The organism is Zemynaea arenosa, assembly GCF_004614185.1.
GTDB lineage: Bacteria > Pseudomonadota > Gammaproteobacteria > Burkholderiales > Burkholderiaceae_D > Telluria > Telluria arenosa.
Genome location: NZ_SPVF01000153.1, coordinates 1 through 13,717, shown reverse-complemented (window position 1 = coordinate 13,717; position 13,717 = coordinate 1). Strand labels below are relative to the sequence as shown.

Genomic DNA, 13,717 nt, shown 5'->3' with positions numbered 1-13,717 from the left:
TCAGCCACGCTCGTGCCAGAGGATGGTCAGCAGGAAGGCCGCGGCGGCGATGGTGCAGCCGCTTGCCGCCAGCACGGCAACGCCATTCGGCAGCCCCAGGCCCGTGATGACGATGGCGAGCAGCGGCAGGGCGCACATTGAGACGACCAGGCCATTGCGCCAGGCGCGCGTCATGCCAAGCGCGCGCCACTCATCCTCCCGCAGGCGCTGGACAAGCGCGGGGGCGCTGCGCTGCATGCGCTGCAGCGGGGCGCCGAGGGCGGCCAGCACGGGCACCAGTATCGCCGCGACCAGCGGGGCGCCGGGCAGCGTGGCATGGGGGATGGCCAGCAGCACGGCGGCGCACGCGCCGAGCACCGTCACGAACAGGAGGGCGCCCAGCAGCTGGCGGCGGAATTGGGCGAGCACCTGGTCTTCGGTGGGCATTTGGGTCTCCTTGTACATGCGTTATCGATGGCTGCCAGTGTAACCTATCAGTGACATAATGCAACCTATAGGTGACATGTCGCCCGCCAGCTGTTGCGCGTGCGCCGCGTGGCGTATCATGCGGCCTCCATGCTTTGCGGGTCTTCCGATGCGTTCCACGGCTTTGTTCCTCGCCCTCGCGGCGGCATTTCCCTCTTCGTTCGCGGCACCGGTGGCGGGTACCCGCGCCACCCTGGCCATCCTGGAGACCACCGACCTGCACGCGAACGTGCTGAGTTACGACTACTTCAAGCTGGCGCATGACCAGTCCTTCGGCCTCGAACGCACCGCCACGTTGATCGCGCAGGCGCGCCGCGAATTCCCGAATACGCTGCTGTTCGACGACGGCGACACCATCCAGGGCACGGCCCTGGGCGATTACGAAGCGCTGGTCCGGCCGATCGGCTGCGACGAGACGCTGGCCGTGTACAAGGCCATGAACCGCATCGGCTACGACGGTGCGTCCATTGGCAACCATGACTTCAACTTCGGCCTGGCCTACCTGCGCCAGGTGACAGGCAGCCGCTTCGACGTGCCGGGGCTTGCGCAGCAGGCCAAGGCTTGCGCGGGTCCGAACTTCCCGCTGGTGCTGGCCAATGTCTACAGTGTGAAAACGAAGCAGCCGATCTTTGCGCCCTACCGCATCATCGACAAGACGCTGCAAGCATTGGACAAGGACGGCAAGCCAGTGACAGCCACCATCCGCGTCGGCATCATCGGCTTCACGCCGCCGGGCATCATGGCCTGGGACAAGCGCTGGCTGGAAGGGCGCGTGTACACCGAAGGCATCCGCGAGACGGCGCTCAAGTACATCCCCGAGATGCGAGCCCAGGGTGCGGACCTGATCGTGGCGGTGTCGCATGGCGGCCTCGATAACGCTCCGTACTCGCCGCAGATGGAAAACGCCAACTGGTACCTGGCCCAGATTCCCGGTGCCCCGATCGACGCGATGCTGACCGGGCACTCGCACCAGGTCTTCCCGAACGAGAAGAGCACCGTCGCCATGTTCAACCTGCCCGGCGTGGACAAGGTGCACGGCACAGTGCATGGCGTGCCGACCGTGATGGCGAACCTGTGGGGCAAGCACCTCGGCGTGATCCGCTTCGAGGTGGCGCATGATGGTCACGGCTGGGTGGTCGACAAGGCGCAGACCAAAGTGGAGGCGCGTAGCATCCAGGGCGTTGCGCCGGACCCGGAGATCGCGAAGCTGATCGCCGGAGAGCACGCGGCCACGATCGCCTATGTGAAGACGCCGGTCGGCTCGTCCGAGGAGCGGCTCTCGACCTTTTTCGCGGACGTGGGGGACAGCGCCGCCGTGGCCGTGGTGAACATGGCGCAGGCCGATTACGTAAAGCGCTACATCGCGGCGAACCTGCCGCAGTACGCCCAGCTGCCGGTGCTGTCCGTGTCCGCGCCGTTCAAGTCCGGGGCGGCCGGGCCGTCCGACTACACCGATGTTCCCGCCGGCCCGCTGGCCCTCAACAACGCGGCGGACCTTTACCTCTATCCGAATACGCTGACCGCGGTGAAGGTGACGGGGGCGCAGCTCAAGGCCTGGCTGGAACGCGGCGCCGAGCGCTTCAACCGCATCGACCCGGCGCGCAGCGAACCGCAGGAGCTGGTCAACACCTCCTTCTCTGGCTTCAATTTCGACATGGTGACGTCGCCCGAGGTGCGCTACGAGATCGACGTCACGCAACCGGTGGGCCAGCGCATTCGCGGCCTGGCATACCACGGCAAGCCGGTGGTGGACGCGCAGGAATTCATCGTCGCCACCAACAACTACAGGGCCACTGGCGGTGGCAACTTCCCCGGCCTGAATGGATCGAACGTGGTGATTGCCTCGCCAGATGCGAACCACGATGTGCTGATCGCATGGCTCAAGCAGGAAAAGACGCTCACGCGCGCCGCGCTCGCACAGCAGCGCAGCTGGACCTTCGCGAAAGTGAAGACGGCCGGGCCGGTGGTGTTCCACTCGGCGCCCGCCGCGCTGCCGCTGGTGCAGCAGGCGGGCCTGGCAAACGTGGTGCTGCTCAAGCAGGACGATGGCAGTGGGAAGGGCTTTGCGCTGTACTCTCTGGACCTGTCCCGCTAACGGAGCGCCTGGTCAGTGTGACTTGGGCGGCTGCACCAGGACGAAGGGGCTGACCACCGACGCCCACAGCTCCAGGTTGGTCACCGCCCAGCTCTGCGCCTGCGCATCCGTGACCTTGGCCAGCTTGCCGTCGGCCATCCAGCGCTGGATGCTCTCCTTGTCGTCGTGCGCGATGCGCAGTGCGACGTCGATCAGGTCCAGCTGGTCGCTGACATAGACCACATTCCCTTGCGCGAAATGGCGCTCCAGCTCCGCCCACGGTATGCGCGCGGTCTCGCTGTTGATCTTGTCGTGGAGTTCCTTGTCCTTGGCGGGGTTGAGCTTCATTCGGTGATAACTTCCGGGGTGGGTGAACCCGCCCATGTTAACCGATAGGCCGGACCTTTGCGTACGTTGCCCACCAGTGCGGGGCGGAAGCACGCGAGGCAGGTGCCCTCGGGGCGCCGCACGGATGGGTAGATGATGCCCATCGAGCCCGCGTCCAGCAGCTGCACGGCCAGGTCCTGCGAGGCGATGTAGCTGCGCGGGTTCAGGTACTTCGAAAAGCCGCGGCCGCGGATGTCGTGGAATTCGCTGGTGAAGTCGGCGAGCAGGCCCTGGTACTGGACACTGTCGTCGAAGCGGTTGATTTCCTGGTATTCGACGGTCTTGTGGAAGATGACTTCCGCCAGCGCCGTCTCGCGCTCGAAGGCGCAATACCACGCGCCGCGGTCGCCGGTGTTAAAGCGGCTTCCCTCCGGGCGCGGATAGGTGAACGCGGCGTTAACCATGCGGAAGTTGGTGACGCCGAAGACCAGTTCATCGACGCCGATGCCGGGCAGGCCGCCGTACTCGCCGCGCAGGCGCTCGTTGGTGGCGTTATCGAGTTCGAACAGGTCGTAGAGGTGATGTTCCGATTCAGAAAGCGCGTCTAAAACGCTAGGTTCAAATTCCACGAAACGCGACGGCACAAGTCGAAGCGTGTCAAACCGCCTAAGAAGAACCAAAGGGGGGCAAGCTGGACTTTTCACCGTCTAGAGCTGTACAGTAATTTTGGACGGAGCATGAAGATACGTATCCGTATGGCTTGTCCATCGCAAGGCAGCATATCCGGCTATTAAGCGATGACCGATCCATCGAGGATCTGCTGTAGGTTTGAGGTCGCGTTGGTTGCTCAACAATAACGCGCCCATGAGCTTGATCCATCCTTCTTGGTCAATCAGGGCCAATCCATAACCGTGGAAGGAGCGGCCGCTATCAAACCAAGTCATGCGATCATAAAGATCTCCACCTATGAAAGTTCGGAGTTTACGGACATGTGCTTTGGCAGCGCTAGCCATGTCTATCATCGGAATATGAAATGTCTGCCCGTTGACCAAGGATACATTTGAATGGAAAGCTAGCTCGTGGCCCCGTGGCAATCTCTCAACCAAAGATTCTATAAAATAGGTTGAGAGAAACAGATCCCGGTTAACCGTCAATAGATCGCGTTCGTCTATAAGGCTCTGCGGTCTGTAAAGATAGTGACTAAAACGTAGTTGCGCGATCTCGGGGATGCTCTGAATGAGCTCCCGAACAGTCCAATACGGGTGTCGTTCAGGTATTAATGTCATTGCAGAACTGTGCCGGAATACGTTCGATAGGTCGTCATTGCGAAATCGTCCGTCATTCCAGAAATGAAGTCAACAATCAAGTGCGCGCGATACACCCATTCCTGCAAATGGTATTCTTGAGATTGCTGATCCAGATTAATTGTTGAAACCTCTTGGTTATATACCTTAATATAACGCGCGGGAAAAAGACTCAAAAATTTTCGTTCTACTAAAATTGGTACCTCCGCCGAATCTTTGTTTTTGCCTACTAATGCAGCGCGGAATCGGTCCATATTTGCGGAGAGCAACGGCTTAAAATGGTTCAATAGTCCGTAAATGGCAGCGTAACCCGCCAGCTCAGTGCGTTCAACCGTATAGTGGTTATAAACGTGATCTTGACAATAACTCTTGAGAATTTTAAGGATCTTTCCTGCAGAAGAATTTTCCCCTAAGAGGCTTTCGGCAGTGCCATCAAGAATTTTCTGATGATTTCGCACGTAACGATCTGCGACGTGAGTGACGATGAGTCGACTGAGAGCTGTGCGAAAGTTCGTATAAGTGTACTCCTCCCCATGTTTCTTCTTGGCAAAAGCAAACTCCAACTCCTTGGTAATCTTCTGATCCAAGGTTGAGGTACCTTTGACGGCAGTCCACATCTTAAGGATTACTGAAAGCGCCTTATCCTGATCAATTAAATCCTTCTCGATCGAATCCTCAAGGTCGCTTATACAATAGGCAATGTCGTCCGCTGCCTCCATTATGTATGCAAGAGGAAATCGTTGAGGCTTTTTGTAGCCGAACGTCTGCCAAATTTGATCAACTAGCTCGGCTTCTGTTGAGAAGAAACCAGCTTTTTTGGCAAATGAGCCTAGTTTGTCTTTCGGAACCCCCGCCTTCCGAAAGTACTTCAAATACGCAGCTAGTGTCGTGTGAGTAAGGTTCAGCCCATATTCATCCGTATTCCACTGCAACTTTGTGACGACGCGAAATCCTTGAGGATTCCCGTCGAATTCCAGGAAATCTGCTAGGGCGGTACGAACACGGTCATCTGACTCCGTAATCGCACGCGCGGTACCCTTAAGAACCGCTGTGATGCAGTCCGCGCCATTTTCTCGAAACCACGCCTGAATTGCAGCCTCACCAAAGTGGCCAAAAGGAGGGTTTCCGATGTCATGCATCAGGCAGGCACTTTCGACGAAGTTGGTCAGAGCCACCAGTTCAGAATGGGTCGCTAAGTCTTTGTCTGCTAATTTTTCGCAAACCTGATCTGCAATATAGCGTCCGATTTGCGAGACTTCTAATGAGTGCGTTAACCGGCTGCGCACCGCAGCATTCGGCTCCATCGAAAATACTTGAGCTTTCTGTTGTAATCGGCGGAAAGCGGGGCAGAAAAGGATGCGTCCACGGTCACTTTCCGACTCCGTCACAATATTTCGGCCAGGCACCGAACTTGGTCGAGTGCGTTTGCATTTCAACAATTTCGAATATGTTTTTTTTGTGTTTACAGTCATTATGCTCTTTCAGAAAACCCGATGCTGTTGAGGTTGATTACAGCCCCCCGCGGCGCGCGTCGAGCAGCTTGCGGACAGTCTGCATGGCCAGCAGGCCGCCCGCGGCCATGGTGGCCAGCGGTGTGCGGCCGCCGAAGATGGGATTGGTGTTGGGGAGGCTGACCCATTCATCCGCCAGCTTGTCGCCGTAGAGGATGTGCAGGGCCTTGTAGATGCCGATGAGGTAGGAGATGCGGGTGATGCGGTCCACTTCCAGCACCCGGGCGGGGTTCTTCTTCCATTCATAGAAGGAGCTGGAGGAGAGGCCGCCAAGCAGTTCGCGGGCGTCTTCGTCGCGCAGCTTCCAGGCGGCGGCGAGCTTGAAGAAGCCCTTGAGGGCCGACTGCGAGAGGCGCTCGCGCTCTTCGCGCGCGTTCAGGTCAATGAGGACATCGGGCTCGAAACGGCTCTTGGGGTAGGCGTACGCAAGGTTGCTCATGGCAGGCTCCGGTTATGGAGTCATTTATACTCCGAATCCGGTTTGGGTGCAAGCGGACGTATGTATCGGGTTTCGATGGCTTCGGCTGTGTCAGCATGGCAAAATGACCATTTTCCTCATTGGGAGCGGCAGATGAAGCGAGTGGCAGCATGGTGCGCCGGCGTGGCGCTGAGCGGCATGATGGGCATGGCATGGGCGGCCGACGCGGCGCCGGCGAAGTCGAACGCGGAGCTGGTGAAGGAGGTGACGGAGGTGGAAAAAGCCTTTGCCGCGACCATGAAGGCGCGCGACTTTGCGGCCTTTGTCGACTTCCTCGCGGACGACACGGTGTTCGGCGGCGTGCGGCGCCAACAGGTCGGCAAGGACGCCGTGGCCACGCAGTGGAAGAACTTCTACAAGGAGCCCGCCGCGCCGTTCTCGTGGGAGCCGGACAGCGTGATCGTCCTGCCCTCGGGCACCCTGGCCAAGTCCTCGGGCCCGGTCTACAGCCCCGATGGAAAGCTGATCTCGCGCTTCAATTCGATCTGGCGCCGCGAGCCCTCGGGCAAGTGGAAGATCGTGTTTGATGAGGGTTCGTCGATCTGCGCCTGCGAGCAGCAGAAGAAATGACCTAGCACGGCTCCGCGTGCTCGACGAGCAGCTGCACGCGGGTGACGCCGTTGTATTCGTTGGCATCGAGCCGGAAGGCGACGCGGGCCCGGTCGCCGATTGACGCCGTGTTCCCGAACCAGATCGCATCGTAGCGCGCGCCGTTGCGCTCCAGCTGGAGCTTGAGGTGCTTCTCCTTCAGGATACGCTGGCTGACCACCCGGAACTCGTCGCAGAACACCGGTGGGGGAAAGCCCTGGCCCCACACGTGGCTGTCCAGCTGCTCGATGAACTGGGTGGTGTAGTAGTGGTCTTCCAGCGGGCCGTCGGTTTCGATGACGCGCTCCAGCTGCTGTTCCGTGAGCAGGGTACGGCCCACTTCCTCGAAGGCCTGCGCGAACTGGTCGAAGGCGTGGGCCTTGAGCGTCAGGCCCGCCGCCATGGCGTGGCCGCCGAAGCGGTCGATCAGGCCGGGGGCGCGCTTGGACACCAGGTCCAGCGCATCGCGCAGGTGGAAGCCGGGGATGGACCGGCCGGAGCCCTTGATCACGCCGTCGCCGCCCGGTGCAAAGGTGATGGTCGGGCGGAAGAACTTCTCCTTCAAACGTGAGGCCACGATGCCGATCACACCCTGGTGCCAGGCATCGTCGAACACGGTGATGGTGCTGCGGGTGGCCGGTTCGTAGGCATCCAGGTGCAGCAGCGCCGCGTCCTGCATCTCGGCTTCGATCTCGCGGCGCTTGATGTTGATGTCGTTGAGCTGCTGGGCGATGGCCCAGGCGCGGCCTTCGTCGTCGGTGGTCAGGCATTCGATCCCGAGACTCATGTCCTCCAGCCGGCCAGCGGCGTTCAGGCGCGGGCCGACGGCAAATCCAAGGTCGAACGGGGATGCCGTCCGTGCCTGGCGCCCGGCCACGCGGAACAGGGCGGCCACCCCGGCATGCATGCGGCCCGCGCGCATCCGCTTGATGCCTTGCGCGACCAGGATGCGGTTGTTGGCGTCCAGCTTGACCACGTCCGCCACGGTGCCGAGTGCCACGAGATCGAGCAATGCGTCCAGCTTGGGCTGGGTCTGGGCGTCGAACACACCGCGGCGGCGCAGTTCCGCGCGCAGGGCCAGCAGCACGTAGAACACCACGCCGACGCCCGCCAGGTTCTTGCTCGGGAAGCCGCAGGCGGGCTGGTTGGGGTTGACGATCACCCGCGCGTCCGGCAGCGTTTCGCCGGGCAGGTGGTGGTCGGTGATCACCACGTCGATGTTGCGGCGCTTGGCTTCTTCCACGCCTTCGATGCTGGCGATGCCGTTGTCCACCGTGATGATGATGTCCGGCTGCTTTTCGCGCGCGGTCAGCGCCACGATTTCCGGCGTCAGGCCGTAGCCGTACTCGAAGCGATTCGGCACGATGTAGTCAACCATGGCGCCCATGCTGCGCAGGCCGCGCAGGGCGGTGGCGCAGGCGGTGGCGCCATCGCAGTCGTAGTCCGCCACGATGACCATGCGCTTGCGGGCGGCGATGGCGTCGGCCAGGAATTCGGCGGCCTTGTCGATGCAGTGCAGGCCCGGGGGCGGGATCAGGGCGGCCAGTTCGCTGGCCAGTTCGCGCGTATCGGACAGGCCGCGCGAGGCGTACAGGCGCGCGAGCACGGGGTGGATGCCGCTCTGGCGCAGCATCTCGGAAGCGCGGAACGGGCAGGGGCGGGTGGCGATGCGGGTCATGTCAACAGCGTGTCGAGGCTCGCGCGGCGCCAGAATTTGCGCAGCGAGAGACGGGTGGTGCTTGATTCGGTCAGGGTGTCGCGGCCGGTGCGTACGATGTCCAGCCGCGCCAATTGGCCGTCGCGGAGGGCGGCCAGCAGCGGCAGGCCCCAGTCACGGTCGATCTGCTCGTAGGCCGCAATCCAGCCGCCCCAGTCTGCCCCGATGGCGGGCGCGGACAGCAGGTCGGCGTACAGGATCGCATCGCCACCGGGCAGCCGGCCAGGGTTGGCCGTGCCGCCGCCCGTGGCCTGAGCCAAGGCGGCCAGGTGGGCCGATGCTTCATCAGTGAACAGGCGCGCCGCTGGCGTGGGGCTGCCGGAGCCGCCCGCCCAGGTCCAGATGGCGTTGACCGGCGGCTGGCGGTGCGCCTCGCGCTCCTGGTTGACCGGGTGTTCGTGCCACAGGATCTGCAGCTCGTTCTGCAGCTTGCGGAAGGCCGCGGCGCCAGGGCCCGACGGCAGGAAGAAGGTGATGTCGATGCCGGCGGCGGCGTCGGGCGAAGAGGTGCGTAGGCCCGCCCACTCGTCGGCGCGCAGGAACCAGGTGGACGCGTCGCCGTAGCGCAGGTCCAGGCCCAGTTCTCGCACGTATGGCAGCGCGGCCTCGAACAACGCGCGCGAGTGGCGGTCGATCAGGGCGAGCTGGCGCAGGTCGTTCATCAGCAGGTGGCTGCGGCCGATCTCGATGTGGCCGGGGTGGACCAGGAACCAGGTGCCGAGCTCCGCGCCGATCCCGAGACCGCGCATCACCAGCGGAGTCCACGCAGGCGCATCGACGTCCGCACCCGCGAGCGCCCCCGCCAGCCAGCGCTCGTGCGGCAGCACGTGCAGGCCTTCATGCCTGGGGTGCCGCCTGCTGGTGGACGATTTGGACAGCAGCGTCGCCAGCGCCGGTGCGCGCAGGTGCTTGCCCAAGTCTGGCGCAAGCTCCGCTGGGGGAAGGGCGAACGGCAGGACGAGCGTGAGTGCAGACATCCCGCTATTGTAGGGCATCCGCGCGGGTGGCCGGAAGGTCCGGCGGCCGGGCGGTGGCCCGGTGTTGTGCGCCGCGCTGTTGGGTGCGGGGCCGGCTCCGCTTTGCAGGGCGGATATGCGCTCAGTCCACCGTGTTCCGGTTCGTTGCCTGACTGTCACGAATTGCGGTTGTGTGGCACACTGCGCGTCTTGCAAACGCTGTTGAGAGACTGTTGGTTCGCCCATGAGATTGAGTCACAAGCTGCCCTATGAATGGCTGGTCGGCTGGCGCTACACGCGCGCCGGCAAGCGTGGCCGGCGGCAGCGGTTTATATCGTTTATTTCGTTTATCTCGATTGCCGGGATCGGCCTGGGCGTGGCAGCCCTGATCGTGGTGCTGTCGGTGATGAACGGGTTCCAGAAGGAGGTCGCGGGCCGCATGCTGTCCATCCTCGCGCACGTGGAGGTGACGGATGCGCGCGGGTCCATGCCGTACTGGGAGCAGGCGCGCGCCGAGGTGCTGCGCCATCCCGAGGTGAAGGCCGCTGCGCCCTTCATGGAGACCGAAGGGATGCTGGTCAGCGGAGATGTGCTCAAGCCTGCGCTGGTGCGCGGCATCCTGCCGGCGGCGGAGCGGGGGGTGTCGGAACTCGCGGCGCGGGTCAAGTCGGGCAGCCTGGATGCCTTGCGGACCGGCGCCCACCAGATCGTGCTGGGGCGCGAGCTGGCCAAGTCCCTGGATGTGTCGCTGGGCGATACGGTCGGCGTGGCGATCGCGCAGGGCGACGCGCTTGGCGAGGGCTCGATGCCGCGCGTGCAGCCGTTCACCGTCGCGGGCATCTTCGACGCCGGCCACTATGAATACGATTCGACGCTGGCCTTTGTGGCGCTGGACGATGGCGAGGCGCTGGCCGGCTTGTCCGCGCCCTCCGGCATCCGCCTGCGGCTGGCCGACCCGTTCCGCGCGGTGCCGGTGGCGCGCGCGCTGGCGCAGAACATGACCGGGGACGTGCGGCTGGTGCCATGGACGCTGCTGAACGCCACCTGGTTTGCGGCGGTGGCGTCGCAGAAGCGCATGATGTTTATCATCCTGGCGCTGATCATGGCGGTGGCGGCGTTCAACCTGGTGTCCACACTGGTTATGACGGTGACCGACAAGAAGGCCGATATCGCGATCCTGCGCACCATCGGCGCATCGCCGCGGTCGATCATGAAGATCTTCGTGGTGCAGGGGACTTTGACTGGTTTGATGGGCGCGGGGACGGGTGTGCTGCTGGGTGTCTTGTTTGCGCTGAATATTGGCACCATCGTGCCTGCCATCGAGTCGGCGCTGGGGATGCACATCCTGAATCCGGAGATCTATTTCATCAGCACCGTGCCGTCGGACGTGCATTGGGGCGATGTGGCGGCGATTGCGGGCGTGTCGATCGCGCTGGCGTTCCTGTCGACGCTTTACCCGTCGTGGTCGGCGGCACGCGTGAATCCGGCGGAAGGGCTGCGCTATGAGTAAGCCCTACGAGTGGATGGTGGGCCTGCGCTACACGCGCTCGGGCAAGCGCGCGGGGCGCAGCGGGTTCGTGTCCTTCATTTCCGCGATTTCGCTGGCGGGGATCGCGCTCGGCGTGGGCGCGGTGATCGTAGTACTGTCCATCATGAACGGGTTCCAGAAGGATGTGATGGACCGGATGCTGTCGGTGCTCGCGCATATCGAGGTGTTCGAGACCTCCGGTTCCATGCCGGACTGGCAGCGTGCGGCTTCGATCGCCATGAAGAACCCGGAGGTGCGCGGGGCCGCGCCGTACGTGCAGACCGAAGCGATGCTCATGCGCGGCAAGGCGATGCGGCCGACGGTGGTGCGCGGCATCCTGCCATCGGAAGAGGGCAAGGTGTCCGACGTGGCGCGCCAGGTCAAGCGCGGCAGCATGGCGGCGCTGGAGCCGGGCCAGTTCAACATCGTGCTCGGGTACGCGCTGGCGCAGTCGCTCGGCGTGGACCTGGGGGACAAGGTGACCATGGCGCTGGCGCAGGGACAGGTGACGCCGGCGGGGATTCTGCCGCGGGTGCGGACTTTCCGCGTGGTCGGCATCCTGGAGTCTGGCCATCCGCAGTTCGACGCGGCGTTCGCGTTCGTGCGGCTGGAGGATGCGCAGCGGCTGCAGCGGCTCGATGGGCCGTCTGGATTACGGCTGCGGATCGCGGACATGCATCGCGCGCCGGAAGTGGCTGCGGAGCTGCGCAAGCAGTTCGGCCCCGAGGTCGAGGTGCGGGACTGGCCCAAGCTGAACGCCAACTGGTTCGCCGCCACGCAGATCGAAAAGAAAATGATGTTCATCGTGCTCGCGCTGATTGTCACGGTGGCCGCATTCAATCTGGTGTCCAGCCTTGTGATGACGGTGACGGACAAGCAGGCGGACATCGCCATCCTGCGCACGCTGGGGTCGTCGCCGCGCTCGATCATGAAGATCTTCATGGTGCAGGGGGCGCTGATTGGCGTTTCCGGCACCCTCATTGGTTTGGTGGGCGGGGTGCTGGTCGCGCTGAACATCGACGTGATTGTTCCATTCATTGAGCATCTTTTGGGAGTGCAGTTCTTGGCCAAGGATATTTACCTCAACACCGCCATTCCGTCCGAGCTGCGCTGGCCGGACGTTTCGGTCATCGGCGTGATGACCGTGCTGCTGGCCTTCGGCGCCACGCTGTACCCCAGCTGGACGGCGTCGCGCGTGAAACCTGCGGAGGCGCTGCGCTATGAGTGACGTGCTGGCATGCCGGGGTCTCGGCAAGACCTTCAAACAGGGGCAGTACGCGGTCGAGGTCCTGAAGAACATCGACTTTGCGGTGGCGCGCGGCGAGCGGGTCGCGATCCTCGGTTCGTCCGGCTCGGGCAAATCGACGCTGCTGCATCTGCTGGGCGGGCTGGATACGCCGACCACGGGATCGGTGACGCTGCTGGGGCGCGACTTTGCGAGCCTGTCCGAATCCGCGCGCGGGGATCTGCGGAACCAGTCGCTGGGCTTCGTGTACCAGTTCCACCATCTGCTGCCCGAGTTTTCCGCGCTGGAGAATGTCGCGATGCCGCTGCTGATCCGGCGCGAAAAGCGCGAGGTTGCCGAGCAGCGCGCGCAGGCCATGCTGGAACGCGTGGGTCTCGGCAAGCGTGTCACGCACGTTCCGGGTGAGCTGTCCGGCGGCGAACGGCAACGGGTGGCGCTGGCGCGCGCACTGGTCACACAGCCGGCCTGCGTACTGGCCGACGAACCGACTGGTAACCTCGATCACAGCACGGCCATGCAGGTATTCGACTTGATGCTGGAGCTGGCGCAGACGCTGGGCACGTCCTTTGTCATCGTCACGCACGACCAGGATCTCGCGCGGCGCTGCGACCGCGTGCTGCACATGAGCGAGAGCGGGCTGCGCACCGAAGCGCCGCTCGCGTAGCGCCGGATGTGGATCGACACGCACTGCCACCTGGATGCGCACGAATTCGGCGGCGCGTCTCTGGACGTGGCGCGCGAGGCGGCCGGGGAGGGCGTGTCGATGATTGTCATCCCTGCGGTGGACCGGCACAACTTCGATGTCGTCCGCACGCTGGCCCATGGCGCGCCGAATGCGTGCTACACGCTCGGCATCCATCCCATTTACGTCCCCCAGGCCGATGACGCCGATCTCGCGCTGCTGCGAACCCGGGTGGAGGCGGCGATGGACGACCCGCGTTTCGTCGGGATTGGCGAGATCGGCCTGGATTTCTTCATCCCGATGCTGTGCGAGCCTGCGATGCGCGAAAAGCAGGAGCGCTTCTTCCGCGAGCAGCTGAAGGTTGCGCGCGAATTCGGCTTGCCGGTGCTGATGCACGTGCGGAAGTCGCAGGATGTGGTACTCAAGCACGTACGCCAGATCCGACCCGCCGGCGGCATCGCCCACGCCTTCAACGGCAGCTTCCAGCAAGCCGCCATGTATATTGACCTGGGCTTCAAACTGGGCTTCGGCGGCGCCATGACTTTCACCCGCGCGCTACAGATCCGCCGCCTCGCCACCGATCTCCCGCTCGACGCCCTGGTATTGGAAACTGACGCCCCCGACATCTCCCCCTCGTGGCTGCACCCCGCCCGCAACAGTCCCGCCCAGCTCCCCGCCATCGGCACCATCCTCGCGACCCTGCGCGGCCTCACCCCCGCCGCCGTCGCCAGTGCGACGACACGAAACGCCCACGCCGCACTCCCCCGCCTCCCTTAATCCCCCTCAACCAATGGGATGGACGCCCCCACCCTAGATTTACGGCATCGAAGTGCCAAAGTGG

General features: G+C 63.4%; 14 protein-coding genes. 6 read left to right on the top strand and 8 right to left on the bottom strand.

The genetic code is table 11. The annotated features are described in order from the left end of the window. Positions 1-426 (bottom strand): hypothetical protein, encoded by a 426-nt coding sequence (locus E4L96_RS12260; protein WP_135207509.1) that lies wholly within the window; start codon positions 424-426, stop codon positions 1-3. A gap of 148 nt (positions 427-574) precedes the next feature. On the opposite strand from E4L96_RS12260, the gene E4L96_RS12255 reads away from it, so the two are divergent. Continuing rightward, the gene (locus E4L96_RS12255) at positions 575-2,560 is read left to right on the top strand and encodes a bifunctional 2',3'-cyclic-nucleotide 2'-phosphodiesterase/3'-nucleotidase (RefSeq protein WP_229414434.1); all 1,986 of its coding nucleotides are present in this window, start codon (positions 575-577) and stop codon (positions 2,558-2,560) included. Positions 2,561-2,572: 12 nt separating this feature from the next. On the opposite strand, the gene E4L96_RS12250 is transcribed toward E4L96_RS12255, so the two are convergent. From E4L96_RS12250 to E4L96_RS12235, 5 genes are read right to left on the bottom strand one after another with little or no spacing between them, the layout of a single operon-like run. After that, on the bottom strand, positions 2,573-2,887 hold the full coding sequence (locus E4L96_RS12250; RefSeq protein ID WP_135207507.1) for a DUF2288 domain-containing protein: 315 nt from the start codon (positions 2,885-2,887) through the stop codon (positions 2,573-2,575). Further along, positions 2,884-3,570: an RES family NAD+ phosphorylase gene (locus E4L96_RS12245; protein WP_135207506.1), complete on the bottom strand. Its 687-nt coding sequence runs from the start codon at positions 3,568-3,570 to the stop codon at positions 2,884-2,886. The genes E4L96_RS12250 and E4L96_RS12245 overlap by 4 nt, the downstream gene beginning before the upstream one ends. A 3-nt stretch (positions 3,571-3,573) precedes the next feature. Continuing rightward, entirely contained in the window at positions 3,574-4,152 is a 579-nt protein-coding gene (locus tag E4L96_RS24745) for a primase 1D-like protein (protein ID WP_441359653.1), read from the bottom strand. Next, positions 4,149-5,642 carry a dGTPase gene (dgt, locus tag E4L96_RS12240; RefSeq protein ID WP_135207505.1) on the bottom strand — a complete coding sequence of 498 codons (1,494 nt, stop codon included), beginning with the start codon at positions 5,640-5,642 and terminating at the stop codon, positions 4,149-4,151. Before dgt ends, E4L96_RS24745 begins: the two co-directional genes overlap by 4 nt. A 37-nt stretch (positions 5,643-5,679) precedes the next feature. Continuing rightward, positions 5,680-6,120 (bottom strand): antitoxin Xre/MbcA/ParS toxin-binding domain-containing protein, encoded by a 441-nt coding sequence (locus E4L96_RS12235; protein ID WP_135207504.1) that lies wholly within the window; start codon positions 6,118-6,120, stop codon positions 5,680-5,682. Positions 6,121-6,252: 132 nt separating this feature from the next. Here E4L96_RS12235 and E4L96_RS12230 point away from each other — a divergent pair, with 132 nt between their 5' ends. After that, positions 6,253-6,729: a YybH family protein gene (locus tag E4L96_RS12230; RefSeq protein WP_229414430.1), complete on the top strand. Its 477-nt coding sequence runs from the start codon at positions 6,253-6,255 to the stop codon at positions 6,727-6,729. 1 nt (position 6,730) lies between these two features. Here the strand turns inward: E4L96_RS12230 and recJ are convergent, their stop codons facing one another. Both recJ and E4L96_RS12220 read right to left on the bottom strand, forming a co-directional pair. Continuing rightward, positions 6,731-8,425, bottom strand: a complete 1,695-nt coding sequence (gene recJ, locus E4L96_RS12225) for a single-stranded-DNA-specific exonuclease RecJ (RefSeq protein ID WP_135207503.1) — start codon at positions 8,423-8,425, stop codon at positions 6,731-6,733. Beyond that, entirely contained in the window at positions 8,422-9,441 is a 1,020-nt protein-coding gene (locus tag E4L96_RS12220; protein ID WP_135207502.1) for a hypothetical protein, read from the bottom strand. The genes recJ and E4L96_RS12220 overlap by 4 nt, the downstream gene beginning before the upstream one ends. Before the next feature lie 223 nt (positions 9,442-9,664). Here E4L96_RS12220 and E4L96_RS12215 point away from each other — a divergent pair, with 223 nt between their 5' ends. From E4L96_RS12215 to E4L96_RS12200, 4 genes are read left to right on the top strand one after another with little or no spacing between them, the layout of a single operon-like run. Then, complete coding sequence (locus E4L96_RS12215) at positions 9,665-10,930, top strand: lipoprotein-releasing ABC transporter permease subunit (protein WP_135207501.1); 1,266 nt, start codon at positions 9,665-9,667, stop codon at positions 10,928-10,930. Further along, positions 10,923-12,176: a lipoprotein-releasing ABC transporter permease subunit gene (locus tag E4L96_RS12210; RefSeq protein WP_135207500.1), complete on the top strand. Its 1,254-nt coding sequence runs from the start codon at positions 10,923-10,925 to the stop codon at positions 12,174-12,176. Before E4L96_RS12215 ends, E4L96_RS12210 begins: the two co-directional genes overlap by 8 nt. Further along, a complete protein-coding gene (lolD, locus tag E4L96_RS12205) occupies positions 12,169-12,858 on the top strand; it encodes a lipoprotein-releasing ABC transporter ATP-binding protein LolD (RefSeq protein ID WP_135207499.1) in 690 nt (229 codons plus the stop codon). Before E4L96_RS12210 ends, lolD begins: the two co-directional genes overlap by 8 nt. A 6-nt stretch (positions 12,859-12,864) precedes the next feature. Then, a complete protein-coding gene (locus E4L96_RS12200; protein ID WP_135207498.1) occupies positions 12,865-13,653 on the top strand; it encodes a TatD family hydrolase in 789 nt (262 codons plus the stop codon). Positions 13,654-13,717: the final 64 nt, after the last annotated feature.